Annotated in this window: 28 protein-coding genes and 1 riboswitch; of the genes, 8 read left to right on the forward strand and 20 right to left on the reverse strand. The window is 43.6% G+C overall.

All coding sequences use genetic code 11. The features are described from left to right. Nucleotides 1-51 precede the first annotated feature (51 nt). Nucleotides 52-1,086 carry a BMP family protein gene (locus tag AC3WJJ_RS22415; protein ID WP_492543921.1) on the reverse strand — a complete coding sequence of 345 codons (1,035 nt, stop codon included), beginning with the start codon at nucleotides 1,084-1,086 and terminating at the stop codon, nucleotides 52-54. Between the two features lie 274 nt (nucleotides 1,087-1,360). After that, nucleotides 1,361-2,713 carry an MATE family efflux transporter gene (locus AC3WJJ_RS22420; protein WP_492543923.1) on the reverse strand — a complete coding sequence of 451 codons (1,353 nt, stop codon included), beginning with the start codon at nucleotides 2,711-2,713 and terminating at the stop codon, nucleotides 1,361-1,363. A gap of 199 nt (nucleotides 2,714-2,912) precedes the next feature. Here AC3WJJ_RS22420 and AC3WJJ_RS22425 point away from each other — a divergent pair, with 199 nt between their 5' ends. The 3 genes from AC3WJJ_RS22425 to AC3WJJ_RS22435 all read left to right on the forward strand — a co-directional run bounded on the left by AC3WJJ_RS22425 (nucleotide 2,913) and on the right by AC3WJJ_RS22435 (nucleotide 5,649). Next, nucleotides 2,913-3,305: a hypothetical protein gene (locus AC3WJJ_RS22425; RefSeq protein WP_492543925.1), complete on the forward strand. Its 393-nt coding sequence runs from the start codon at nucleotides 2,913-2,915 to the stop codon at nucleotides 3,303-3,305. A gap of 107 nt (nucleotides 3,306-3,412) precedes the next feature. Further along, entirely contained in the window at nucleotides 3,413-4,168 is a 756-nt protein-coding gene (locus AC3WJJ_RS22430; protein WP_492543927.1) for a YheC/YheD family protein, read from the forward strand. A gap of 266 nt (nucleotides 4,169-4,434) precedes the next feature. Further along, complete coding sequence (locus AC3WJJ_RS22435; RefSeq protein WP_492544060.1) at nucleotides 4,435-5,649, forward strand: Bcr/CflA family multidrug efflux MFS transporter; 1,215 nt, start codon at nucleotides 4,435-4,437, stop codon at nucleotides 5,647-5,649. Nucleotides 5,650-5,818: 169 nt separating this feature from the next. On the opposite strand, the gene AC3WJJ_RS22440 is transcribed toward AC3WJJ_RS22435, so the two are convergent. From AC3WJJ_RS22440 to AC3WJJ_RS22460, 5 genes are all read right to left on the reverse strand, one after another. Continuing rightward, nucleotides 5,819-6,256 carry a GNAT family N-acetyltransferase gene (locus tag AC3WJJ_RS22440; protein WP_492543929.1) on the reverse strand — a complete coding sequence of 146 codons (438 nt, stop codon included), beginning with the start codon at nucleotides 6,254-6,256 and terminating at the stop codon, nucleotides 5,819-5,821. Nucleotides 6,257-6,349: 93 nt separating this feature from the next. Beyond that, entirely contained in the window at nucleotides 6,350-6,637 is a 288-nt protein-coding gene (locus tag AC3WJJ_RS22445) for a hypothetical protein (RefSeq protein ID WP_422661379.1), read from the reverse strand. Between the two features lie 133 nt (nucleotides 6,638-6,770). After that, nucleotides 6,771-6,950, reverse strand: a complete 180-nt coding sequence (locus AC3WJJ_RS22450; protein WP_492543931.1) for a DUF3934 family protein — start codon at nucleotides 6,948-6,950, stop codon at nucleotides 6,771-6,773. Nucleotides 6,951-6,969: 19 nt separating this feature from the next. Next, nucleotides 6,970-7,437 (reverse strand): HEAT repeat domain-containing protein, encoded by a 468-nt coding sequence (locus AC3WJJ_RS22455; protein WP_492543933.1) that lies wholly within the window; start codon nucleotides 7,435-7,437, stop codon nucleotides 6,970-6,972. A 210-nt stretch (nucleotides 7,438-7,647) separates the two neighbouring features. After that, nucleotides 7,648-8,001: a hypothetical protein gene (locus AC3WJJ_RS22460; protein WP_492543935.1), complete on the reverse strand. Its 354-nt coding sequence runs from the start codon at nucleotides 7,999-8,001 to the stop codon at nucleotides 7,648-7,650. A 162-nt stretch (nucleotides 8,002-8,163) separates the two neighbouring features. Between AC3WJJ_RS22460 and AC3WJJ_RS22465 the strand changes: the two genes are divergently transcribed. Together AC3WJJ_RS22465 and AC3WJJ_RS22470 are read left to right on the forward strand one after the other, a co-directional pair. Beyond that, complete coding sequence (locus AC3WJJ_RS22465) at nucleotides 8,164-8,964, forward strand: protein-glutamine gamma-glutamyltransferase (protein ID WP_492543937.1); 801 nt, start codon at nucleotides 8,164-8,166, stop codon at nucleotides 8,962-8,964. Between the two features lie 181 nt (nucleotides 8,965-9,145). After that, nucleotides 9,146-9,424: a hypothetical protein gene (locus AC3WJJ_RS22470; protein ID WP_492543939.1), complete on the forward strand. Its 279-nt coding sequence runs from the start codon at nucleotides 9,146-9,148 to the stop codon at nucleotides 9,422-9,424. 163 nt (nucleotides 9,425-9,587) lie between these two features. Here the strand turns inward: AC3WJJ_RS22470 and AC3WJJ_RS22475 are convergent, their stop codons facing one another. From AC3WJJ_RS22475 to AC3WJJ_RS22490, 4 genes are all read right to left on the reverse strand, one after another. Further along, a complete protein-coding gene (locus AC3WJJ_RS22475) occupies nucleotides 9,588-9,833 on the reverse strand; it encodes a Spo0E family sporulation regulatory protein-aspartic acid phosphatase (protein WP_422659931.1) in 246 nt (81 codons plus the stop codon). 182 nt (nucleotides 9,834-10,015) lie between these two features. Further along, on the reverse strand, nucleotides 10,016-10,147 hold the full coding sequence (locus AC3WJJ_RS22480; RefSeq protein ID WP_492543941.1) for a hypothetical protein: 132 nt from the start codon (nucleotides 10,145-10,147) through the stop codon (nucleotides 10,016-10,018). Further along, on the reverse strand, nucleotides 10,144-11,508 hold the full coding sequence (locus AC3WJJ_RS22485) for a helix-turn-helix domain-containing protein (RefSeq protein WP_492543943.1): 1,365 nt from the start codon (nucleotides 11,506-11,508) through the stop codon (nucleotides 10,144-10,146). Before AC3WJJ_RS22485 ends, AC3WJJ_RS22480 begins: the two co-directional genes overlap by 4 nt. 138 nt (nucleotides 11,509-11,646) lie before the next feature. Beyond that, the gene (locus AC3WJJ_RS22490) at nucleotides 11,647-13,098 is read right to left on the reverse strand and encodes a DASH family cryptochrome (RefSeq protein WP_492543945.1); all 1,452 of its coding nucleotides are present in this window, start codon (nucleotides 13,096-13,098) and stop codon (nucleotides 11,647-11,649) included. A 96-nt stretch (nucleotides 13,099-13,194) separates the two neighbouring features. On the opposite strand from AC3WJJ_RS22490, the gene AC3WJJ_RS22495 reads away from it, so the two are divergent. Beyond that, nucleotides 13,195-13,644 carry a hypothetical protein gene (locus AC3WJJ_RS22495; protein WP_492543947.1) on the forward strand — a complete coding sequence of 150 codons (450 nt, stop codon included), beginning with the start codon at nucleotides 13,195-13,197 and terminating at the stop codon, nucleotides 13,642-13,644. A 102-nt stretch (nucleotides 13,645-13,746) separates the two neighbouring features. Here the strand turns inward: AC3WJJ_RS22495 and thiE are convergent, their stop codons facing one another. The 6 genes from thiE to AC3WJJ_RS22525 all read right to left on the reverse strand — a co-directional run bounded on the left by thiE (nucleotide 13,747) and on the right by AC3WJJ_RS22525 (nucleotide 17,645). Continuing rightward, nucleotides 13,747-14,415 (reverse strand): thiamine phosphate synthase, encoded by a 669-nt coding sequence (gene thiE / locus AC3WJJ_RS22500; protein WP_492543949.1) that lies wholly within the window; start codon nucleotides 14,413-14,415, stop codon nucleotides 13,747-13,749. Beyond that, entirely contained in the window at nucleotides 14,412-15,239 is an 828-nt protein-coding gene (gene thiD / locus AC3WJJ_RS22505; protein ID WP_492543951.1) for a bifunctional hydroxymethylpyrimidine kinase/phosphomethylpyrimidine kinase, read from the reverse strand. Before thiD ends, thiE begins: the two co-directional genes overlap by 4 nt. After that, the gene (gene thiM / locus AC3WJJ_RS22510) at nucleotides 15,236-16,072 is read right to left on the reverse strand and encodes a hydroxyethylthiazole kinase (protein WP_492543953.1); all 837 of its coding nucleotides are present in this window, start codon (nucleotides 16,070-16,072) and stop codon (nucleotides 15,236-15,238) included. Before thiM ends, thiD begins: the two co-directional genes overlap by 4 nt. A gap of 43 nt (nucleotides 16,073-16,115) precedes the next feature. Next, complete coding sequence (gene tenA / locus AC3WJJ_RS22515; protein ID WP_492543955.1) at nucleotides 16,116-16,811, reverse strand: thiaminase II; 696 nt, start codon at nucleotides 16,809-16,811, stop codon at nucleotides 16,116-16,118. A 140-nt stretch (nucleotides 16,812-16,951) separates the two neighbouring features. Further along, nucleotides 16,952-17,055, reverse strand: a riboswitch (TPP riboswitch). A 63-nt stretch (nucleotides 17,056-17,118) separates the two neighbouring features. Beyond that, entirely contained in the window at nucleotides 17,119-17,337 is a 219-nt protein-coding gene (locus AC3WJJ_RS22520) for a helix-turn-helix domain-containing protein (protein WP_492543957.1), read from the reverse strand. Then, entirely contained in the window at nucleotides 17,289-17,645 is a 357-nt protein-coding gene (locus AC3WJJ_RS22525; protein WP_492543959.1) for a sigma factor-like helix-turn-helix DNA-binding protein, read from the reverse strand. Before AC3WJJ_RS22525 ends, AC3WJJ_RS22520 begins: the two co-directional genes overlap by 49 nt. Nucleotides 17,646-17,975: 330 nt before the next feature. Here AC3WJJ_RS22525 and AC3WJJ_RS22530 point away from each other — a divergent pair, with 330 nt between their 5' ends. Then, entirely contained in the window at nucleotides 17,976-19,694 is a 1,719-nt protein-coding gene (locus tag AC3WJJ_RS22530) for a DUF4127 family protein (protein ID WP_492543961.1), read from the forward strand. Between the two features lie 179 nt (nucleotides 19,695-19,873). Further along, nucleotides 19,874-20,851 (forward strand): aldo/keto reductase, encoded by a 978-nt coding sequence (locus AC3WJJ_RS22535; protein ID WP_492543963.1) that lies wholly within the window; start codon nucleotides 19,874-19,876, stop codon nucleotides 20,849-20,851. 66 nt (nucleotides 20,852-20,917) lie between these two features. Here the strand turns inward: AC3WJJ_RS22535 and AC3WJJ_RS22540 are convergent, their stop codons facing one another. The 3 genes from AC3WJJ_RS22540 to AC3WJJ_RS22550 form a co-directional block, all read right to left on the reverse strand. Continuing rightward, nucleotides 20,918-22,036 (reverse strand): SGNH/GDSL hydrolase family protein, encoded by a 1,119-nt coding sequence (locus AC3WJJ_RS22540; protein WP_492543965.1) that lies wholly within the window; start codon nucleotides 22,034-22,036, stop codon nucleotides 20,918-20,920. 185 nt (nucleotides 22,037-22,221) lie between these two features. After that, nucleotides 22,222-23,616, reverse strand: coding sequence for a DEAD/DEAH box helicase (locus AC3WJJ_RS22545; protein WP_492543967.1), 1,395 nt, complete (start codon nucleotides 23,614-23,616; stop codon nucleotides 22,222-22,224). A 235-nt stretch (nucleotides 23,617-23,851) separates the two neighbouring features. After that, a complete protein-coding gene (locus AC3WJJ_RS22550; protein ID WP_492543969.1) occupies nucleotides 23,852-24,172 on the reverse strand; it encodes a hypothetical protein in 321 nt (106 codons plus the stop codon). Between the last annotated feature and the right edge of the window lie 69 nt (nucleotides 24,173-24,241).

The raw sequence follows: 24,241 nt of genomic DNA on the forward strand, positions 1-24,241 counted from the left end.
AGTTTAATGAAAGACCGACTGCCATAGACAGCCGGTCGAAGTGAGAACTAGTTATTGTTCTAGAGCATTCGTAACCTTAATCTTACCTGCAATAATATCGTCAGCAATCTTTTTTAACTTGTCTACATTCTCTTGTCCAATGAAGTCATTTAGCGGAGTTTCGCTCTCATGAGTGACATAAGTAAGACCTACGCCGCCTTCTTTCAAACCATAGTCAAGAACCTCATAAGAATATTTGCCTTCAACAAAGTCTTTAACTGTTTCGTAAGTAACGGTATCAGCACCTTTAAGCTGAGCAAGAACAACGTGCTCTGGATCAACACCAGTGTTATCCGTATCTTGTCCTGATGTGAAGAAGCCTTTTTCTTTCGCTGCTTCAAAAACACCAAGGTCGCCTACCGCAGACAAACCTGCGATAAAGTCAGCACCCTTTGAGTTCTGCAAAAGTGCGAATTCCTTCGCTTTCGCTGGATCAGCAAAGCTGCCTACATAGTTAACGAAGATTTCAATATCAGGGCGAACCGATTTCGCACCTTCTTCAAAGCCTGTTGTATATTTGTGCATAATTGGAATATCAGCAGCTACAACATTACCAACCTTACCTGTTTTCGTAGACAAGCCCGCTGCTGCTCCAAGCAGGTAAGCCGCTTCATGCTCACGGAATACAACACTGCGAACATTAGGCAAATCAACTACAGTATCTACAATAGCGAATGGCACGTCTGGATTCTCAGCTGCCACTTTATTCAGTGCATCTTCCATTTGGAAAGTTGCTGTAATAATCAGATCATATTTCTCTGCAACCGCGGTACGTAGGTTTTGCTCGATGGAAGCCGGGTCCGTTGATTCGATCGTCTTCACTTCTACGCCGAACTCTTCTCCCGCTTTCTTCAATCCCTTATCCATCAATGCGAAGAAAGGGTTAACTCCGATTTTCTCAGGAATAACAAGCGCGATACGTTTTTTCTCTTTAGAATCGCCCTTAGCTGATGCATCGCTCTCGGATTTACCTTCATCGCTCCCGCAACCTGCTAACAATCCAACGAACAGCACCATCGTTAGTAAAATTGACCATGTCTTTTTCATATCGTGCTCTTATCCCCCTCAAATGTGCTTGTCTTGCTAGTGATACTATTATCCTATTAGATAAAATGAAATATGTCAAAGTAATTTTAGCGAATCGTGTCGTTTTATGACATTTTATGACATAAAAATAAGCATTTTTCTAGTTTTCGCAGTACATTACCGCTAAAAAAATAACTTAATGTTCGTGATTCACTAGATTTCCAAAGATTTCACCTGTTAAACAGGCAAAAAGAAAAGCACCTTTCGGTGCTTCTTACGACTCATTTTTCTATACTTAAGATTCGAATGAACGTATCCACCGATATCGGTTCACCTTCACGATGGCTACAAAGCATTTAAGAATCTGGTCTGACTTTAGGCATATGAACGTTACGATAGGAGATAAATCAAACACGAACGCACATAGGAATGAAGAGGGGAGAACGATAAGCCACATAAAGATAAAGTCGTTATACAGTACAAACTTCGTATCTCCACCACTGCGTACAATCCCTGTGAGAGCTGGCATCTGATAAGCCGTACCCACCACCGTAATCGAAAGGATTGTCATAAATTGCAGCGCAAGTGCCTTCGCTTCACCCGATATGGTGTAGAAACCAAGCACATAGTCTTTAAGAATAAATAGGATAAGCCCCGTACCTAAGCCAAGAAGTAGATAAAGGATCTGCAGTGTCTTGGCATATGCTTTGATCTTATCTGAGAATCCTTCCCCGATCGTCTTCCCAATAAGAACCGCTGTGGCACTAGCTGACGCATAAATTACAACCGTGACGAGCTGGAATATCGTTGTGGCTATGCTGTTAGCCGCAATAGCTGCTTCCCCCATATGCCCAAGAATAGCTGTCTGCGCTCCCATAGCGAGTCCCCAGATCGTATTGGACAATAAGATCGGTGAACCAACCTTAATATACTGTTTGAACAAGCTCAGATCGAGCTGGAAGAAATCCTTTAGCTTCAGTAATATTTTGCGATCATAACGCTTGATGTAGATGATAACGATGACCGTTTCAATCATCCTGGCTAGTAGTGTTGCGATAGCGGAACCTCTTACGCCTAACTCCGGAAAACCTAAATGACCATAAATGAGCACATAGTTCAGCGCTACGTTAATGATGAGTGTAGATAAAGACACGATAAATCCGATCTTCACCGTTTCCACACTGCGCAGCGAGGCCAGAAGAATATTCGTTACAGCGAAAAAGATGTACGAGAAGCAGATGATCTGCAAATACTTAACACCCTCGTCAATGACACTTTCCCCGCTTGTAAAAATAGAAAGAACTCCATGGGGAAAGAAGAATACAATCGCCCACAGTACCACACTTAACACCACTGCAATACGCATTCCGATACTTGCAACCCTTCGAATGGACAATATGTCCTTCGCCCCCCAATATCTCGAGGCCATAATCACGAGTCCTTCACCAGCGCCCATCACGAGCATATGGAGCAGAAACTGAATCTGATTAGCGAGAGCAACGCCCGAAAGCGCAGGTTCACTGTAGCCCCCTAGCATGACATTGTCCGATAAGTTCACACCGAGAGAGATAATGTTCTGCAGTCCGATGATTAAGGTCAACCAGAAGAAACTCTTGTAAAACTGCTTCTCACGTACAAATAATTTCACGATAGAGATACCTTCTTTTTTTATGAGTTCTGTTACTTTAACCAATATATACTAACTCTTCTAAATAATCAGTACATCTATTGTATATTTTTATATAGCTTTAGAGATTGAATTTGTCACATGCTGTTCATATTCCATTCACATTTCTAATGTAAAATGATATCTTTCAAATATATTTTTTGGAGGGGAAAGGTGGAAAATGATCCATTATAGCAAATGGTTAATTCGCATTGCCGCCATCTATTCACTGATCGGAGCTTTGATTGGTGCGGATATGGCCGGACGACAAGATTATTCACTAACACCTGCACACGCTCATATCCTCGTTGTTGGCTGGCTCACTTTATTTGCTTACGGTATGTTCTATTATGTATTTAAAGATATTAGTATGAAAAAAACCGCCAAGCTACATGTCTGGACAAGTCTAATTGGCGGCGGGCTTATGCCGTTCGGTATGCTGCTGTATTACAAAATGGAAAATACAGCGACACTGCTTTCCTTCATTATTCCGGCATGTATTTTACTCGTTGCCGTAACTTTATTTATCATTATTTTGTTTTTCGATAAAAAATTGTTCTCTTCACGCAGTTAATTTATATCACATTTAAAAGAAGGGCCTCCCTCTCATGGGTATAAGCAGTGACTAGCCTCCGTAGCTTTTCATATGCTAGCAAAAAAGAGAGGTGGGGCTCTTTCGCCATGACCTATAAAAGCAGCACGATCAAAAGTAAGTGGAAGAAAACGCAGTGGCTATTAAAGGACTCTCATATCAGATCTTATGTACCTACTACAATGACTTTCAGTAAAAATAATCTATCTTCTATGCTCTCCTCCTATTCCACGGTTTACTTCAAACCTACAAACGGTTCCGGCGGGGTAAATATCGTTCGGATCACAAAGAAGGACGGAGGCTATCAGACACAGCACAATACCGTCAAAAAAACTTACTCGACACAAGAGAAGCTTTATACTGAACTGAAACGATTCGCGGGAACAAAAAAATTCCTGCTGCAAAAGGGAATCAAATTAGCCAAAACGAACGGCAAACCATTTGATATTCGTGTCATGGTCCACAAAACAAACAAAGGCAACTGGGTAAGTCCCGGTCTGTTTACCAAAGTCGGAAATCCGAATAAGGTAGCAACCAATTACAATCAAGGCGGGTCCGTCGGATATTTTCATAAAACACTCGCTGGCGCAGGGTATAATAACGAGGCGATTCGGAGTATGGAGACTCGGCTGAAACAGCTTGGCGTATCCGTAGGACACAATTTTGATCGCAATTACAGAGGATTCAGGGAACTAGGCTTGGATGTTGCTCTGGATAACAATCGAAGACCTTGGATACTAGAAGTGAATACCCGCCCTCAATTTTATCCCGTAAAGAACCTGAAGGATAAAACGTTATACAACCGGATCCTATCGTATGCTAAGCAATATGGTAGAACAAAATAGACCGAATATAAGAAAGGCATCGGATATTTATATCCGGTGTCTTTCTTATATCATCCTACCTTTCGTTCACCCAAATAATCCGTTTCATATATGGATCAAACATTCTTTAGAGAATGCACTTTTCATTTTTTTCATACATCAACCTTTAGATTTGTGCTAATCTGTATAGATGTGTTCCAAGAAGATTCAAATAGAGAAAGGATAGGTTTGTAACGATTATGAGTGAAGTAAGACACAGATTAAATACGGGAAACCATAAAGAAACGATGGTTCAGACCAAACCAAGCATAAGCCGGATCTGGATGATTCTTATACTGGGGGCTTTGTCAGCATTTGGACCTCTGTCACTCGACATGTACTTGCCTTCCCTACCAGAATTGGCTAAGACCATGCATACGTCAACGTCCCTGACACAGCTTAGTCTGACCTCCTGCCTTATTGGTCTAGCTGTTGGGCAACTGTTCGCAGGTCCACTTAGTGATGTACGCGGAAGACGCCTTCCATTAATTATTGGTATGGTTGTGTATGGAGTTGCTTCCCTGCTATGCGCGTTTAGCACCTCTATTGAGATGTTAATTGCTCTACGATTCGTTCAAGGAATCGCAGGCTCAGCAGGAATTGTCATCTCCAGAGCCGTAGTCAGAGATATGTATTCCGGCTCTGAACTGACCAAGTTCTTCTCCATGCTTATGCTGGTTAACGGTGCAGCGCCCATTCTCTCTCCGATCATCGGAGGACAACTGTTACAGTTCACCTCTTGGCGCGGAGTATTCATCGTACTCACCGGAATCGGTGTCTTGATGCTTCTAGCTGTACTCTTCTGGCTTCCTGAGACGCTCGGCGTAGATAAGCGTTCCAAAGGCGGAATCATGAATACACTCTCCACGTTCGGGGCTTTGCTTCGTGATCGAACATTTATCGGACTTGCTCTGTGCCAAGGCTTTGTATCGGCTGGTATGTTCGCTTATATCTCCGGTTCGCCGTTCGTGCTTCAAGATATTTTCGGTGTATCACCTCAGACCTTCGGCCTGATCTTTGCAGTCAATGGGATCGGTATTATCATTGCAGGCCAAATTACAGGACGACTAGCAGGACGAGTTAGTGAGCGGAACCTGTTCGTCTCTGGTATAGCTCTAGCAACCATCGGTGGCTCTACATTACTGATAGCTGTTGTGAGCGGAGCAGGACTGATTCTTATTCTTCCGACTCTGTTTATCGTTGTTTCCTGTGTAGGTATCGTCGGTACAGCCGGCGCTTCGATGGCCCTTCAGAATTATGGACATGCAGCGGGGAGCGCTTCTGCACTTCTTGGATTGTTGTCCTACATTTTAGGGGCATTGGTTATGCCACTCGTTGGTATCATGGGTAGCGGGACCGCTGTGCCGATGGGCATTGTTATATTCGGTGCTGATCTGGGAGCTGTGCTATGTTATCTCCTGCTTGTGCGTAAGAGTATTGCGAAGGCAAGTGCCATTTCTTAATTAATCTAATAAAAATAAACAGGACGACCAAGATTCACTTGGTCGTCCTGTTTATTTTTAATATCTAATGTTATACACGATCACTCCGAATATGATAGCAATCACGATAAATAGAGCAGCAGCGGCTAGTGTCATTAACATATCACTCACCACATGTTGGATAGTCCGATTAAGCCTGTGTCCACTCCATTACATATTCCTGTTCCGAGGTTGCTGGATCTTCACTCTCTCCCGTAATCCTAAAGCCATTCTTCTGATAAAAATTTACAGCACTTTCATTCTTCCGGTAAACTTTTAAATGTAGAAAGTTATGTTCCTTCTTAACATGGTCCAGCAGCATTTTTCCAAGCCCACGACTCTGTTGATGAACGTCAATAAATAAAGCTGCTATGTAATCCTCCACCAATGATATAAACCCAACTATGCTATCATCATCCTTCTTCGTAAGCAGAAGTGTTCTTGAAGAAGGAAGATATAGACTCTTCATGTTTACTTTCTGAGCATCCCAGTAACTCGCATCAATAAAATCATGCGTCTGTAAAGAACCTTGAAGCCAAATCTCCACAACCCTATCACTATCGGGTGCTGTAAATAAACGAATGTTCATACCCAAACTATTTCCTTTCGTAGAAAAAATGGTTACATAACGCAAAAAGACACGAATGCAAACCATCCCGTGTCTTTTAATAGCTATATCCAATTATTTATCTGCAAGTTCCTTGGTCGCTGTATCCAGCATCGATTTCCAATCCGCAAAATCAGTTTCTCTCGCAACGTGACGATCGAACAGCTCATCCGGAATATTATCGACATCTGCCTGTGTCTCTACTTGAAAGTTCCCCTTCTCAACAAAGGCACTGAAACTTGTGAAATTAGAATGTTTACGCATAAACGACTCATTAAAAAGATCGTTCAATGATACATGATTCGGATCGTTCTGAGCTGCTTTCTGTCCTTGTAAATCTGCCAACAATTCGTCAAATGACATCGGTTTTTGTTTCCTCAAATTACCACTCCTAAATCTATTTTATCGATTCCAGCCTACCCTTACACTCCTGTCTACGTCAAGTGTATCAGAAAATAGGAATCAGCCCATCTATAATTTATACGTAACCCGTTGACTAAATATCCAATCGATCTGTATCCATCTTAGGTTGATCCGTTGAATCCTGGTTCTTCGTATTCTTGCTCTTATATGGTTTTGGGGCGCTTTTGGATCTGTTGGCACTAGCTTGCCAGCGATTCCAGCCTTTTTTCCCCGTTCCCCGGCCTGTTCCACCCTTACCTTTAGCTTTACTCAAATTATCACTCCGTTATTATTTATATCTTGCTTGTCCGAAGTGAAGCCCATTTCTCTTCCAGCCACTTGTCGAACTCTTCGCCCTTGTCACCTTCATACGTATCGTACACATCGATTCTCATCTTCTTCAGCTTCTCTTTGAATTCTTCATAACTGTGGCCATCCGGCAGGCTCTTCTTAATTCGAACCAGCATTTTCGTTAAGCCCTTCACTAATTCCTCTTGTCTTCTTACAGGCTTCTGTACATCCTCATCCAAATCCTTCAGCTGTTGATAAGCAGCCTCCTGAACTTTATATACCGGATCGTTCGTCATCCGATGCTTCAGCACATCAATCGCTTGTGGATTGTCGATCTTACCCAAGGCTTCAACCGCTCTCAGTCGCTCGCGCCAATCTGCCGTCCGGTTAGCTGCTGCTTTCAGCTCCTGATAAGTAACGATCTCTTCATTCATTTCATGATTCATATTTTCTGTAGTCAAATCATTCATTCCCTTCTTCAATAAACCCTGCAACTCACTTAAAATATAGCTCGGACTTTCATTATATCCTCTATCCTCGATTATTCATACAAATATGATGAAATATACATTATTAGGCTAGGAAGATCCTTAATTCGACATGAGATGAACATGGTAGTACGCAGTACATAAAAATGATCATCTCACCGTCACCGGTGGATGATCTATTGAATCTTATTTTCACTTCTTATCCACCTGCAGCAATGTTACCTCCTTTATGGAATATGTACCTTTTATTTTTTCTCCAGATATAACACCCAGTGTGACCAGACTGGATATTTTGGAGTTATCCGCCTTAGAGAGCATACGCCACACCACAGGATCCGGAAGCGCTGCATACAGCTTATGATCATCGAATTCCTTCCGCTCTTGGAGCACAAGCTTTGCCTTATAGCCACCTTGCTCCAGCTCATAAACTTCATTTTCTTTACAATGACTAATAATTTCACTGCGTAATTCCGCTAATTCCTGCTCTATCTCTTTTTGCTTCTGTTTGAGTCCATAATAACGCCTAAGCTTCTTATCCATATTCATCACCCTCCTCTTCATATCAAATGTATGCTTAGGAAAGTGTATTTAGGATAATGGATTATTCGCTGTATTTTTTATTGTTTTATTGCCCAAAGCCTTACACAAAGTGTCTGGTAGAACCGTACAATAACCTATCCATATTACTACGATTCATGGAGGGACATTATGATCGAGATCATGAATTATGATGTAGGGCAAGTCGATATGTCCAACATGTCAGAACTCGAAAAATCCATTTTTCAAAAAAAGAAAGAAAGCCCGGTTATCTATCGTTACACTTCTCCCGAGGCATTGTCGTTTGAGCTGAAGATGAGAAGTAATATTGTGAAAGCCGCTAAAGCGCTCGATGACAGTGATGCTGCATTTGCTACCTTCCGAAATTCTCATGCGAATGAGCAATTCTGGTATCGAACAGCGGACGGAGCGCTGCATCAAAAACCTGGCGTGCTAAGTTCAGATGCGATTAATGATATTTTTGAGAATGGCCCATTATACGGTTTCGAATGTGCTACAGCGATGGTTGTAACCCTGTATAAGGCTGCACTCGACACACTTGGTAAAGATACCTTTAATGCCTATTTCCAAGACTTACTCTTGTATGATTGGCAGTATGACAGCGACTTACGCATCCGTATCATACAGAATAAGAATGAGGCTTATCCGGGTGATGTTGTATACTTTGAAAATCCTGACTTTAACCCTAATACCCCGCAGTGGCGAGGTGAGAATGCCATTATGCTCTCGGATGATAAGTACTTCGGACATGGCATTGGAATCAAGAATGCAAGTGAAATGATAAGTGCCTTAAATAGAAGAAGAAAGCCTGGCAGCACAACATCTGCATTCTTCTCTGAGCAGGTGGATCAGCTCGACTTCGAACATTTGCGCCAACTCACACCCCGTCCTACCGCAAGAATAGGCTCTCGCACGTACAGCCTTCGGTTTTATGATGCGTTCCCTGTCTAAGGCCATCTAAGACTTTTCAGCCTAAATGAGTAAAATAGAAAATAGCTTATTCCTCCTTATTTTGGATTGGAGTAGGCTTTTTTTGTGTGGTGTATCATTTTCTGGGCTTTGATTTTTCGTATGTTATCCGGCAACTGGGGAACACTAGACTCGTGTTTTAACTATTGTTAGGAGGTCACTTATGAATCCCTTTGAGAAGGAAGAACAAGAGCAATACACCGACTTATCTACTGTTGAATCCCAGCGCAACGATCTTGTACCCGAAGAATTTCCTGAAGGACCGTATGGAGCCGATTTGCGAAGTGAATCGTTAGGTAAAAGCACGCCTTGGCGCAAAGACCAGCGGCCACCCAATCGTTTTGATTATGAGAATCGTCAATTACATATGGGTATTAAAAGGGATTTCCCTGGTGCAGACGAGACGATCCAAGCTGATCCGGGACAAGAAAAGCCAGAGTAAGACGAGCACAGAAAAACATCCTCCCCCTTGACGAAAGAAGAGTGTCAGCACGATGCTGACACTCTTCTTATATACACACCGATTACCTCTCTTCGTTGTCTTGCTTCCATTCGACTGAGAGAACAAAATAATTTATGTACTATTATGCTATATCAATTATTTATTAATAATCTTGAATAAACTCAGGCATTCCCTGATTCACATTACACGTCTCATGAAAACTAATCGTTTGAGTAGCTGGCTTCGCATATTTTCCATATTTAATATTGTTATATCGATTTAGCAACTCATCAAGATCCATAGATTGCCTTAGAACTTTGGGATGTTGTAATCCATACTCACTACCTAATTGATATAAAAGTTGCCTTGACTCCTCTATTCTCTCCAGCAATACTTCCACACGGATCATAGCTAGCCACCTCCTTATGTAATATTTTAGGATATAATGAAAAAATATAGATTTTTAATAGTATTGCATTACTCCAAATCGGCTAACGAAACTCTGAATTTATGACAACAACAAAAAAGCCTGCTAGATTCAGCAGGCCACGAGCAATTTCCCATGATGAAGCCACTTCTTACGCGCTGGACTTAACAGCCTCCTGCACCATGAGTACAGAGGAAAGACGGCTTAGAAGGAAGCGTCTGCTCAGCACTTACCGGAACAGCAAGCAACATAACAATACTAAGCGTAGTCAACAACACAGCGATTTTTCTTTTCATTTTCCTTTCACCTCGCTAATTAAAATATGATATCTATGTTGTGCTTCTTGGGATGCTGCATGTCGAAAAAGTTCAAACAATCTTACATACTTCAGAATCGCATCATTATTATGAATCTCTGTCGCTGATGCCAAGCCATCCAGTACACATTGAATACCAGACTCATGTTTTCCTCTGCTCAAATAGTAAGATGAAAGCTCCGTCAAGAAACTCGTATACCGATCTGCTTCGACTTGATGGGTATACGTACCGATGGCCATCCCCTTACGATCGATGTAGCAGGAAATTTGCGATTCAAATTGGTGTAAAATATCATCTATATTAAAATCATAGCGATTCGAAGCTTGGAGTATCTTCGTCAAGGCATGAATAATCTCACTTTCTTTCGACTCTATAAATGCTACATACTCCGGAATGACCTCAGACTTACCCATCATGACTTGATACAGGTAGGTGTTGGCAACAGCCCATAATTGATACTGCTCAATGATACGCTGTGCTTCTTCAGAATCTTCCTTCACCCAGCTCATATCAGAGTACAGTGCGACATATCGTAGGGCTTGTTCATAATCTCCAAGTTCATCACAGACCGCAGAACGAAGCAAATACGAATATACAATGTACAGGAACAAAGGACGCTTAGGTTCTTTAGGATGGTCATACCTCTTGGACGTTTCATATCTATATTTGTATTGGATCATAGCCTTTCTTCCCATCAATTCAGCCAATTCATCGACCTTGCTCCATTGTCTAAGAGAGAGATATGTATTAGCCAAATCTTTAAGGGCATCCAGCTGATCTACTTCATCTAATCGTTCAACAAAACCCTCGAATTTAGTAGCAGCTTGAAGGTTTCTCTCCTGATCTTGACCCAACGAGATACAGAACAATCGATAATGACACAGAGCCAGGCGCTCCGAATGTTGATACTTCTCACTCTCAGCGACACTCTCATAGATCACAGCCGCCGCTGCCTGCATGCCTTGATTGAACAATTCTTCAGCCGTATCAAAAAGCGCCGGGATATATGAGAGATTGTCCATCATTAGCCGAACAACCTTCTGAATATATTCGAGCTTGTCCAATTCCGCGCAACGAGATAAGAACGGCCTCAGCCTCCGCCAATTGGGTGATTGATCAAAACAATCATTCATATACAGACCATAAAAACTTCCTTCAGGAAGCCCCATAGCAGAGACAATGAGATCTAACTGCTTCATTGCAATAGGTCTTGTTCCCTTGAGAATAGTACTTATCGTCCCTGAGTTAACCTTCGACTTATCTGCAAATTGGTTAATCGTTAACCCACTCTTTCTCAGGTAACTCTCCAACTCTGATCGAATCGTGGTTGTATGTATCAAATCAAACAACCTCCAGAAAGACATTCATGCCCTTAAATACAAATTTTAGTATAAAAGTTTAATAAAGTAATCGTCTTTTTAATTATTATATATGTTAGTCAGTCTTAATTCTACAATTAAATCCAAATATCACCATACTTAATTCATCCTTTGTCTATATCTCTGAACAGACTCTGACCAATCGATGATCGGATATGGATAATGCTCTCCTAACATGAGTCCGTACTCTAATTGCTCGAATAATGAAAAGGTAGGAATATCATAAATACGCTCAGAAGGAACGCTCTTAAGTTCTGGAATCCAATGTTTCGCATACTTCCCGTTTGAGTCATATTCCTTCCCTTGCTTAGTAACATTAAATAGCCGGTAAGGCCTCGAATCATTCCCCACTCCAGATGTGTAACACCAGTTTCCGTAATTAACAGAAACATCATAGTCTAGTAGACAAGACTCAAACCAAGCTGCCCCCATACGCCAGTCGACTCCCAGATTTTTCGCTAGGAAGCTTGACGTGATCTGTCTACCTCGATTAGACATCCAGCCGGTAGCCCGGAGTTCGCGCATATTCGCATCCACTATTGGATAGCCTGTTTCCCCCTTCATCCATGCCTGAAGTAGATTAGAGTCCGTCGTTCCATGAAACGGGGTGCCGCTTAATCCACTTTGAGCAAAAATACGGTTACCGTTTTTCATATGAACATACCAAAAGAAATCCCGCCACAGCAATTCTGACTTAAACATTTTCGTAGACGAATGAACGCCACGCTCTGCCTCATAATCCTTCAGGCTCCAGTATACATACCGAGGAGACAGGCATCCAAGCGCAAGGTATGGTGAGAGTTTGGAGGAATCATCTCGCTCAAGCAATCCGTTTCTTGTATCTTGATATTGTTGTAGAAAGTTCTCTTCATAGAAATAATACCGAAGCCGTTTGCGACCTTCTGCAGATCCTCCACGGATAAGCGATATACCCGAAGCTAGTGATTTATTCGTTGGAATCGCAGATAAACCTAGCTCAGCCTCAGTGGGAATACGACCTTCCTCCACGTCGACGAACGCACTCCCCTTCATGGGTAGTGGTAGTAGCTTTCGAATATAAGCGGGTTCTGATTGCAGAATCTGCTTCTGAAACGGAGTGTAGAGGTCGGGAAGACGTTCCACAGTAAATGGCAGGTCCTCTGGATGAATAAGACTATGACCGTAATAACCGTGAAATGTGCAGCCCGTATTCACCGATCTAACAAGCTGCTCTACGGTGGTTTCCTCACTCCCCAGTTCTATATGGTAATGAATCGCTTTAATTTCTAAATTGGATATCAACTGAGAGATAATTACCTCTGGTTTACCCATCCTCACGATGAGCTTAAAGCCCAGCTTATTCATATTGCGACGCAGCTCTGCTACACTTTCGATTAAGAATTGTGCGCGGTGTATCCCGGTCTTCGAAAAGCCAAACTCGTTCATTCCATATTCACGCGGATCGAAACAATACACACCTACAACAGGAAATCCTGAAGCCGCTGCGCTTAATAATGGGCCGTGGTCGTGAACACGTAGATCTCGACGGAACCAGACCAGTGAGCATTTCATCGTAATGGATCACCTCTTGTATAATACAAAAATAAGACTTCACATAAATTATACAATCATTATACAATAATGTGGTAAAAGGAGGCATGATTTGCAATGCGTCAGGATAATAACCTTCTCCGTATCATCTGGTCAGGTTTAGTAGCAGGCATTTTATTAGGATTGTTCCTGAAATTCATACAAAGTATCACTTCGTTAAAAGTTTATACACTGCTTCTGAATGTTGATTACATCCCCTTACTTAATCAGCTGACATTATCCGAATTCGTAGAGTTTTTACTTCACCTGATCATTTCTGTTCTTCTTAGTGGCGTATTTGTTATCTTTCTTAGACACAGAAACTTCTCTTGGCGTAAAAATATAAGCTTGGTCTCCCTATCATGCACTGTTATCGGATTGATGTTATATTTAACAACCTCTCTGTCCGAACGGACACCATCCCTTTACGATCCAATCTCCCTACTCATCTGGTTAATTGGTCATCTGTTGTATGGCATAATCTTAGGTTATCTGCTTTTTGGATTATCTCAGAAGGCATCTAAATAAACGAAGCATATTAAAATGATTCGATTCAAATAAAAAAGTTCACCTGATGCTATATCAGCCTCAGGTGAACTTGTATTGTTCATTATTTTCACTGGCACTCTGTTACTGTAACGAAGAAGAAACGAGCTTCCTTCTCATTCCCTCCACCGCAGCACGCACCCTTTTCGCATGCGTTATCGCAGATATAACGGCCACACCATCCGCGCCTGCGTCGATAACTTCTCCTACACGCGCTTCAGTAATCCCACCGATTCCAACGATCGGAAGTTCTATACCAGCTGCACGCAGCTTGCGTACAATCTCCGGACCTTGTACTTCCTTCGCGTCATCTTTTGACTGTGTTGGATAGATCGGTCCCACACCGAGATAATCGGCACCTTGAAGAATGGCTAACTTGGCCTCTTCCACAGTATGAGCAGACACACCTAGAATTCGGTTCCCGATTCGCTCTCGAACAGAATCTGCTGAATCGTCATCTTGACCGATATGAACGCCATCTGCACCCAGTGCAAGCGCTAGCTCCACATCATCGTTCACGATGAACGGCACACCCGCTTGGCGGCAACATGCTTGAAGCTTACGGGCGAGGGCTAACCTCTGTTCACCGCACAGCGCACCCTCACCTTTTTCACGGAACTGGAATATACTCACGCCACCAACTAGCGCCTCTATTAATACCTGCTCTGGATCTGACAGGCAGTTCACACTTCCCATCACCAAGTACATCCGAAGGGATTCGCGCATCGTGGAAGGCGAAATTCTTCCATTCATGAGGGCACCTCCTGATGCCGACGTCGATAGGCAAAATGATTCGTTGGACCATGCCCCTGCCCAATATTCAGCCCATCCTCGATCGCTGCTTGAATGAACGCTCTACCCCTCGTAATAGCTTCCACAGGAGACATGCCCTTTGCTAATCCTGCGGTAATAGCTGCCGAGAAGGTGCATCCTGTTCCATGCGTATGAACCGTGTGTACCCGCTTGGCCTTTAGCTCCGTGAACAGGGTCCCATCATAGATAAGATCAATGACCTTATCTTCTTCATCCGCAGCATGGCCCCCCTTAATCACCACAAGCTTCGCTCCTAGATCACGAATACGTTGCGCCGCTTCACGGCGATCCTGCATCGAACGTATTTTCATCCCCGCTAGCACTTCGGCTTCCGGAATATTCGGGGTAACAATGAATGCCAAGGGAAGCAGTTCCTCCTTCAGCGCCTGAACCGCTTCTGCCCGAAGCAGCTCTGCCCCACCTTTGGCAATCATCACCGGGTCGACGACGACATGCTCCCATCCGAACTTCCGAATTTGCTCGGCCACTGCGCGGATGAGAGGCGGGCTAAACAGCATTCCTGTCTTGATTGCATTCACGCCAAGATCTAGTCCCACTGCGTCAATCTGCTCCGCCACCGCTTCCGGAGGAAGTGGATAAACCCCATGAACACCCAAGGTGTTCTGTACCGTTACCGCAGTAATGGCAGACATCCCGAATACATCAAGCTCTTGAAATGTCTTGAGATCCGCCTGAATACCAGCCCCGCCACCGCTATCTGAGCCTGCAATCGTTAGCGCTCTTGGAATCATCGTATGACTCATCGTTTATCACCTGTTCCAGCTACCTCTACTTCTCGGATCTCGGAAAATCCTGACAGGGAACCGGCATGCAGCTTCGCTAATTCATCTAGAAAAGCAACTTGAAAGCTACCTGGTCCAACATCCGAGGTGAGTTCTGCCGCGCGAGCAGCAGCAGCTCCATAGAAGGCAAGACCTGCTGCGCCTGATAACATAAGATTCGGCTCTATGGCTGCAAAAGCCCCTAATACAGAAGTTAATAGACAACCCGCTCCGGTTACTTTTGTAAGCAGCTCATGTCCACCACTTATAACCCGTACGGTCGTACCATCCGTGATGACATCCTCTTCTCCCGTAATGACAACCGTTGTCTTCAACTCCTGTGCTGCTCGAATGGCTAGACTCACATGACTTTCACCCGCACTGCCACCGCCATCCACGCCTTTAATCTCCCGCGATTCGCCGACAAGATGAGCAACTTCGGCCGCATTTCCCCGTACAAGCGAAATCTGAACCTCCTTCAAAATACGCAGCGCTGACTCCGTTCGAAACGTTGTAGCTCCGGCACCTACAGGGTCCAACAGGACCGGAACTCCATGCGCATTCGCTGAACGTCCCGCGATAATCATGGCATCCACCAATTCACGAGACAATGTTCCAATGTTCAGCACTAGCGCCCCTGCAATTTTTGCCATATCGGCAACCTCATCGGGTGAATACGCCATAACAGGGGATGCACCTAACGCATAAAGACCATTTGCCGTAAAATTAGTCACCACCACATTCGTCATATTATGTACAAGCGGTTTATGCTGCTGCACCTTCCCTAGTAACTCGGAAACCTCTTTATCTAACATCACACTCATCAGCCTCACTTTGTCGTTATGATGATGGAATACACTAAGAATTCACAGAACAGATCGCCTGCATCTGAACCGGCCACTCTTCCTGACGGTAAGCCATATCCCAGAACAAATACTCTAGCTGACAGCTAAGCATGAAATGCTCGGTCATGCGTGAACGCTCAGCAGCCGTGGCCTCCAAGGCCCAAGCATCGAGTTCATTGCAGAATTTAATGGTCGCACCATCCGCACGGTTGCCATAGAATGTGATCCATTCATAGAACGGGTGAGACTCATCTGGATTAACTTCCTTCATCAGCTTTTGCCCAATCTCAAGATACGTCCAAGGACAAGGTAGCAGCACCGCCATAATCTCACCCAGACTTCCTTCGTGAGCCACGGTCAACATATGGCGTATATAATGATGTGCTGACGGAGCCAGCGGATACCCCTGCATATCCTCATACCTAACCCCTGCTTCATGACAAAAATTCTGATGTGGATGTACCTCGCTATGTAGAATAAATGATATCTGTTCATTGAATACAGCAATCTCTTCTCTTGTCGTGCACTTAGAAATGGCAATCCCATAAATCCGCATGTATGCATTCAAATACTCATAATCCTGTTTGATATAATGAACCAGCTGTTCCTTCGTTAGCTTACCTTCTGCTATTCCTCTCACAAAGGGATGTTCAAATATGGCCTGAAAAATACCGTCCGCCTGTTGACGGAGCTCTTGTGTGAAACTCATAAGTCTTCCACCTCCAATTTTTTTGAAGAGCAGAAAGTCCCGTAAGAGTAACCACTTTCAGTAGACGCCAAAAAAAGCCGCCCCGAAAGCTGGAGCGGCTTCATCTATTTCAATCATTGCATAAGGATAAGGCAATAATGATATGACCGACTCCACTTTCCTACGCTAGTATGAACTAGATCAGGTTCAAAGGGTCCAAGATACTCTCTTGTCTCAGCCGCCAACGGCTCCCCTAGTGGACTTTCTATTCTATTGTCAATTACTGTACACAGGATTGGGATAGATGTCAAACGAACAAACTCCTAATCTATTCCTCCCCCTCTTTAATATACGCCAATAGCTCCATTACAATTTCTGCTACGGCATCCTCTTTCGGTAGTTGGATAAATTGACTGGCTCTCACAATATCCTCCTTAAATAAATCGATAAGCTGTATCATCGCATCTGGATCATTGTCCTGCGCTGCTTCTAGCAATGCTAGAAACTCACGGTCTGTGATAACTGGTTGATCATTCTTCGTTTCCATCGGTTCACCGCCTGTTGACTTATATTCAGCTCGCGTGCTACTTCGGATTCCGTCTGATCCTGTATGTACAGTTTATAAATAATGATCTTGCCTTGAGGGGGAAGTGTATTTATCAGCTGTTCAACCAACATTCTGTTCTCAGCTTGATCTGTAAAGTTCACTTTCGTATACATGCGTTCAAGATCATAGAAGGTACACTCCCGTTTCTTCAACGTCTTAGCGCGATATTGAATCCTCCAGCCAATCCGGTGGACCTCTCCCTGAACTCGCTCAAAAGCCGTCTGACCTGTATTCAATTCTTCATCCACTCCATTCTGTTAAGTTGCAAAGATAGACAATCAACACCAAAATATAAGAACACTTGTTCTGTTTATTCTATACAATACCACTTTTTATGGTGTTTGTAATGTTGATTTTATGAATTTTCTAAGGTCATTTGAAAGATGTTCTATATAGAAAATGATTATTTTTCAAAAAAATAATTCTAGTGGTTGTATTTCTTATGTAACAATTACCTATATAGGTGAAGGCACCTAACAATAAAGAAACGAGATGAACTTGGGAAGAGGTTCATCTCGATTCTTCACTTCCCTTTTGTATACGGCCTTTCATACTATAAATGAGGGAGTTGTATGGATATGAATATGAAAAAAGTTCTGTATGTACCTTTAGATGATCGACCGGTAAACCTAGATGATGTGATTGTTCAAGGAAGATCCGCTGGCATTGAAGTGATTACGCCATGCTTGGAGGATATCAAGAACCGAATGGATTCTCAGAAGACCGCTTCAGACAACACACTCCTGAGCACATCTTCGCCTACATTCGGTAACACAACCAACATTCGCAAGTTCATTCTCGATCATGCAGCAGAGGTTGATGGCTTTATTATCTCTGCAGATATGCTCGCGTATGGAGGACTAATTGGGAGTAGAAGATTGCGTACCAACGGCGGTTCAGCCTACCCAGACTATGATCCTGCAACAACCCACTTACTGGATACCATTCGACTGGTAAAAAAGGCTCATCCTCGCAAACCCATGTATGTGCTTGACACCATTATGAGGCTCGCTACCACAACGTATGTAGAGAATGTGTTCCAGAATGCTTACGATGAATCCCGCAGTTTCATGAAACAACCGAGGAAGAGCGTAGATGAGCTCAGTGAAATTTTAGAAGGTTATGATACGAAACCTGATGGAACTCCTTATGAGGAAACGGTCACTTTTAATAAAGAGCATTACTATGATGCTCGCAGACACAAATTCAAATCGAATGTGTACATTCTGGATCGATTAGCACAGTTCGATTATATTGACTTCCTGGCCATCGGTGTGGACGACTCTTCCACCCAAGGTGTTCAAGCGAATGAAATCGATTATGTAGAAGGAATGATCACAGAATCTTTTGGCGGCGAGAATGGTCAAAGTCCTGAACGTGCGATTATACTGCCAGACGCGGATGGTTTAGGGCATTCACTCATGGCCAGAATGGCGCACGAACTGTTACGTGTAGATGAGAAACCGAAATATTCCGTGCTTTATTTTGGACGAGATGGATCTACAATTATCAACCCATATGAGTACATGAGTGTACACCAGAATATTCAGCATCATGTTGATATCATAGGCGGTCAGCTCGTCGAGGACTCCCCGGAAGTAAAAGTTGATGTGGAGATTATTGCGATTACAGATAAGGACGAAGTACCGAACGCGGTAAGCCGAATTGAAGTTAATGGATTGAATCAGATGCCCACGGTCGTCATTGATTTCGTAGGTGGAGGTGCGGCGAATGCAGTCGTCACCGAAGCACTGCTCGAAAGTTCATATACAGGACAGATTCTCGGGTATAGTGGATGGAATACAGCCGGGAACAAGATCGGTATTGCCCTAGGGATGGCACAAGCCAGATATGCATTTCTCATCACAGAGAAAAAAGCGCCTGCACTAAATAAAGCTGTAGATGCGCATGGATCACTGTTGTTCAAACGTTTCTTGAAAGACTACTACTACAAGACGCTGACGATTGGCGAGATTCGGCAGTACTCGAGGGCCAATGCACTGTATACGAACATCCCTTATGCAGACGGTAATTTTCTTTTGTTTAATTCGGAGAGCGACTATGCTCATGTGGTTACTCTGTTGAGGGAACGGATGCAGACGCATACGAACACCTTGGCAGCCAAGAATGCTTTTCAGATTAGCCAATGCACATCATCTCATAACATCCGTCAAATCAAGAAAGCAAAATGGTCTTATGCTGAGTATGAAAGTGCAGCTTTATCCTATGAAAATCCAAGCTACATTTGGGATAGAGCTTTTGAGATCACCCTGAATCCTAAAGTTACATTGTCTTAAAGTGCAGCGAGTAGTACGAATCATTTCTATGATCGCTGCTGAACCTTACACAAAAGAAATCGCCCTGATTTAAGGAGCGATTTCTTTTGTTATGTAGAGGGAGTACAATATGAACCAGTGAACCTCATCTTAAAGACTAGATCCATAGTCATTACCATCTATGAAAAGGAGCGGATTATATGCAATATCGTCGTCTTGGACACAGTGGCCTTCAAGTCTCCCAATTGGGACTCGGAACGAATGCTTTTGGCAAAAGAGCCGATCAGGAAGCCTCTACCCATATTCTTCATTTTGCGCTCGATCACGGCGTGAATTTCATTGATACGGCCAATATTTATGCCAATACAGAATCGGAGCGGATCATCGGAGAAGCACTGAAGGGAAGACGCCACGAAGCCGTGCTAGCAACGAAGGCCGGACTCCCTACGGGAGCAGGAGCGAATGAGCGCGGTTCTTCCCGTTATCATCTAATGCAGGAACTGGACAACAGCCTACGACGACTGAAGACAGATTACGTAGATCTGTATCAAATTCATACATTTGATCCGAATACACCACTGGAAGAAACACTTCGGACACTGGATGATATGGTTACTTCCGGAAAAGTACGGTATATCGGTGCATCCAACTATGCTGCATGGGAGATTATGAAGGCACTCGGAATCAGCGATCTCAAAGATTATGTTCGATATACTTCCATACAGACCAGCTATTCCTTAGCAGACCGAACACCAGAGCTTGAGCTTGTTCCCCTCTGCTTAGATCAAGGTGTAGGCATCATTCCATATTTTCCACTCGCAGGCGGAATTCTGACCGGAAAATATAACAACAGCGCGGGCACAGCACCTTCCGGTTCCAGAGCAGACACCGATCCAAATTTCAACCGATTCCTTGAGGACAAGAACATTCAGCTTGGACAACGGGTAAGTAAGCTTGCAGAAGAATACGGCTACACACCAAGCGCCCTCTCTCTGTCCTGGCTTATGGATCGCCCAGCTGTGTCCACCGTGATTGTGGGAGCTACACGCACCGAGCAGCTTGCGGATAATATCAAAAGTCTCGAAATTCAGATCGATCAAGATCTCAGTAAGCAGCTAGACGCCGTTAGCGAATCCTTTATTCATGGTAAGCCGTTTGCCAGCTATCGGCTGAGTTAATGCCATCGCCTCACCATACAAAAAGATGACTTCTGCATCCTTAGTCAGAAGTCATCTTTTTATATATTAAGAAGTAGCTACACCCGCAAGAACCTGTCTTAACACTGGCTCTAGATTATCCGCCATCTGCATAAATCCAAAATCTGTTGGATGCACGCCATCAACCGTTGCCTCATCCGTTCGGCTGCTGAGTAAACTAGCGCCATCCACGAAGGTCAGCCTGTGATCTCCAGCTTCTCTTAGTTTCTGGACCAACTGGGCTTGGAACTCTCTACGCTCCACTCTTCCCTGAAGAACCTCCGGCTTATACGATTCCGACGCATACGGGAATCTAGAGATGAGAATGATCGGAACATCAGGATAAGCTTCACGAAGGATATGGATAAATTCCGGCAGCGTCTTACGGTAAGGTTCCGTGCCACCGCTGTTGGATTCATAATCAATGACGAAACAAGCTGGATTATCGATCTGTGTGATCAAATGTGCAAGTTCGGGTTCCCCTTTTCCATTCCCAGAGAAACCAAGATTGATAAACTCCTGATGGATTCTGCGGCTCAAGATATTCGTATAAGACATGCCGGGACGCGCAGCGCATCCACCTTGTGTAATGGAGGTACCGTAAAAAATAATTTTACGATCCGAATCATATGCCTCAGGTGCCAAGACGTCTGCCTCCGGTTCAAGACCGATCCATATTTCCTTCACACCCTTATACAGCGGCATATTCAGCATAAAGGAACGCTCTTCGTTACTATCATTTAGAAAAAGCCGGCTTTCATATTCCGGTTGCCCTGATCCAAAACTTGCCGTCCCTGCATACAACCAATGGCCCGGTCCTCCGAAGTACGCATCCATTCCACATTCACCTGTCGCCGGCATATGATACATGCTTGACCCTGCAGCGAGTCGAACCCGCACGGATATACTTCTGGAATTGGTGCGAAAATGGATCTGTCCACCTGACGTACAATTCGCTAAATTATCAACTGCAGTCGTTATAGGATAATCCGGTGATACAGGAAGTCTACGGTAAATACGTTCCTCTTCAATCCAAGCGAATCCAGATATACGGAACGGCTTCTCCAGCGGGGAATACCATGTCAATCCATCCGTTGTTCCGCGCTCAATCTTCATGTTCTGATCCAAGTGATGGGGAGATATAACCTCCCGGCCTTGCTTCTCCATTACATATCGCCTCCAGACAGAATGGTTATGGTTTGGCACACCTAGTCTAATGTCATATCCAGCATTTGTAAACCAAAGATTCATAACATACAAAAAGGGATAGAGCTCCCAAATACCTCTGGAACTCTATCCCTTCTATTTTTATATTCATTAATTCATAGGCATGAAGTTACTAGTGCCCAGTCCTATGCTCTGCTTGCCTTACTCGCTTTACTTCCCTGTCTGCCTCCATCGAACTTGGGCTTCCGCGCCGTATATTCTTTAGGCTTACGTCCTGTCTCTGATTTCGATGGCCGCCCTGCATCAGTCTTTGGTTTACTACCCGCGTCACTTTTCGGCTTACGAGCTGTATCCATTTTCGGCTTCCAACCTGAAGCTTTCTTCGGCTTAGAAGCTGCCCCTGGTTTCGATGATCCCTTGCTCTTGGAGAACCTTGCGGAACTCGGCATCGGATAGTCATGATCTTTAACCTCAGGAATCGTTTTGCCGATTAATTTCTCAATATCCTTAAGGAATGGAAGCTCATCCACTTCACAGAAAGAAATTGCAGTTCCGCTTAAACCTGCACGGCCAGTACGTCCAATCCGGTGAACGTACGTCTCAGGAATGTTCGGCAGGTTAAAGTTAATCACATGAGATAACTCGTCAATATCAATACCTCGAGCAGCAATATCTGTTGCCACGAGCACGCGTGTCTCACCGCTCTTGAAGTTCTTTAATGCATTTTGCCGGCTGATCTGTGATTTATCTCCGTGGATGGCTTGAGCCGATACATTTACTTTCGTCAAATCACGCACAACTCGGTCAGCACCGCGCTTCGTACGAGTGAAGACTAATGCCGACACAATTGATTTGTCCTTAAGGATCTCATTCAACTGCTTCTGCTTATGTCCCGTCTCTAGAAGATAAACTTCCTGCTTAATCCGTTCCGCTGTAGAAGAAACTGGTGTTATTTCTACTTTTACCGGATCTACCAGTAACGATTTCACCAATTGGGTGATCTCATTAGGCATCGTTGCTGAGAAAAATAATGTTTGTTTCTTGTTCGGCATCTTCGCAATAATTCGTTTCACATCATGAATGAATCCCATATCCAGCATACGGTCAGCTTCATCCAAAACTAAAATCTCAACATACTGCAGATCAATGCGTCTTTGGTTCACCAAATCTAGGAGTCTGCCTGGTGTTGCAATGACAATGTCCGCACCCTGCTGAAGTGAACGCTCCTGCGTTTTCTGAGATACCCCGCCAAGAATAGCTGTAGCACGCAGCTTCGTAAATTGACTGTACGCCTTGACGTTATCAAAAATTTGCAGAGCAAGTTCTCTTGTTGGTGATAATATCAATGAACGGATACGGCGTCCCATTCCTGGTTTAGGTGGCTGTTCGTTTAATAGCTGGATGGTCGGAATCGCAAACGCAGCTGTCTTCCCTGTACCTGTCTGCGCGCAGCCTAGAAAGTCTCTTCCGGATAATATCGCAGGGATCGCTTGGGCTTGGATTGGAGTTGGTGTAGTGTAGTTTTCCTTATCTAAAGCTTTCAAAATAGCAGGTGTAATATTCAATTCATTAAATGTCATGAGGTCTCCTTAATTATAAACACATATATTCTAATCACGTAACTTTGGGCATCTCACACAGGAGTCTCCACAAGCCGTTCCTTTACGTCATGAGCATCTAAGATACCACAGATCGGTACTAAAAAAGAAGCGGAATTTTTCTCCGCCTCCTTGTTTTCTGCAATTCCACACTTTTTTTCAATAGATTTTCCAATATAAATTTCACGATTTAACACCCATAAATCATAATTACGGATCAGAAAAAGAACAACTGTGTCAGCCCCATGAGTACCGATACCGTAACTACTAATTTGGCAGCCAGCGTCTTATTCATTAATTTCAATATGACTCCGATGATCGCGAGCACCCCCATAGATGCAGAGAAGACTCTTGGTACGGTATAATTCGTTGGTAGCGCAGTCACCGCCATATAGCTAATTACAAGCCCAAGTATCACTGTAAAACCAAACACCATATTATTCACTTTACGATCTTTCACCATAAATAGCGCTGCAATGCTGAACAAACTCACAACAGCTATCACGATAAATACAATGAGTAAAATTCCTAGTGCCATTTAAGCCCCTCCTTCTATATCTATCATGTTGCATTAAGTAATGATTTATAATTAAGCATCCTATATAAA

The sequence above is a fragment of the Paenibacillus sp. FW507-14B1B genome (assembly GCF_058781425.1).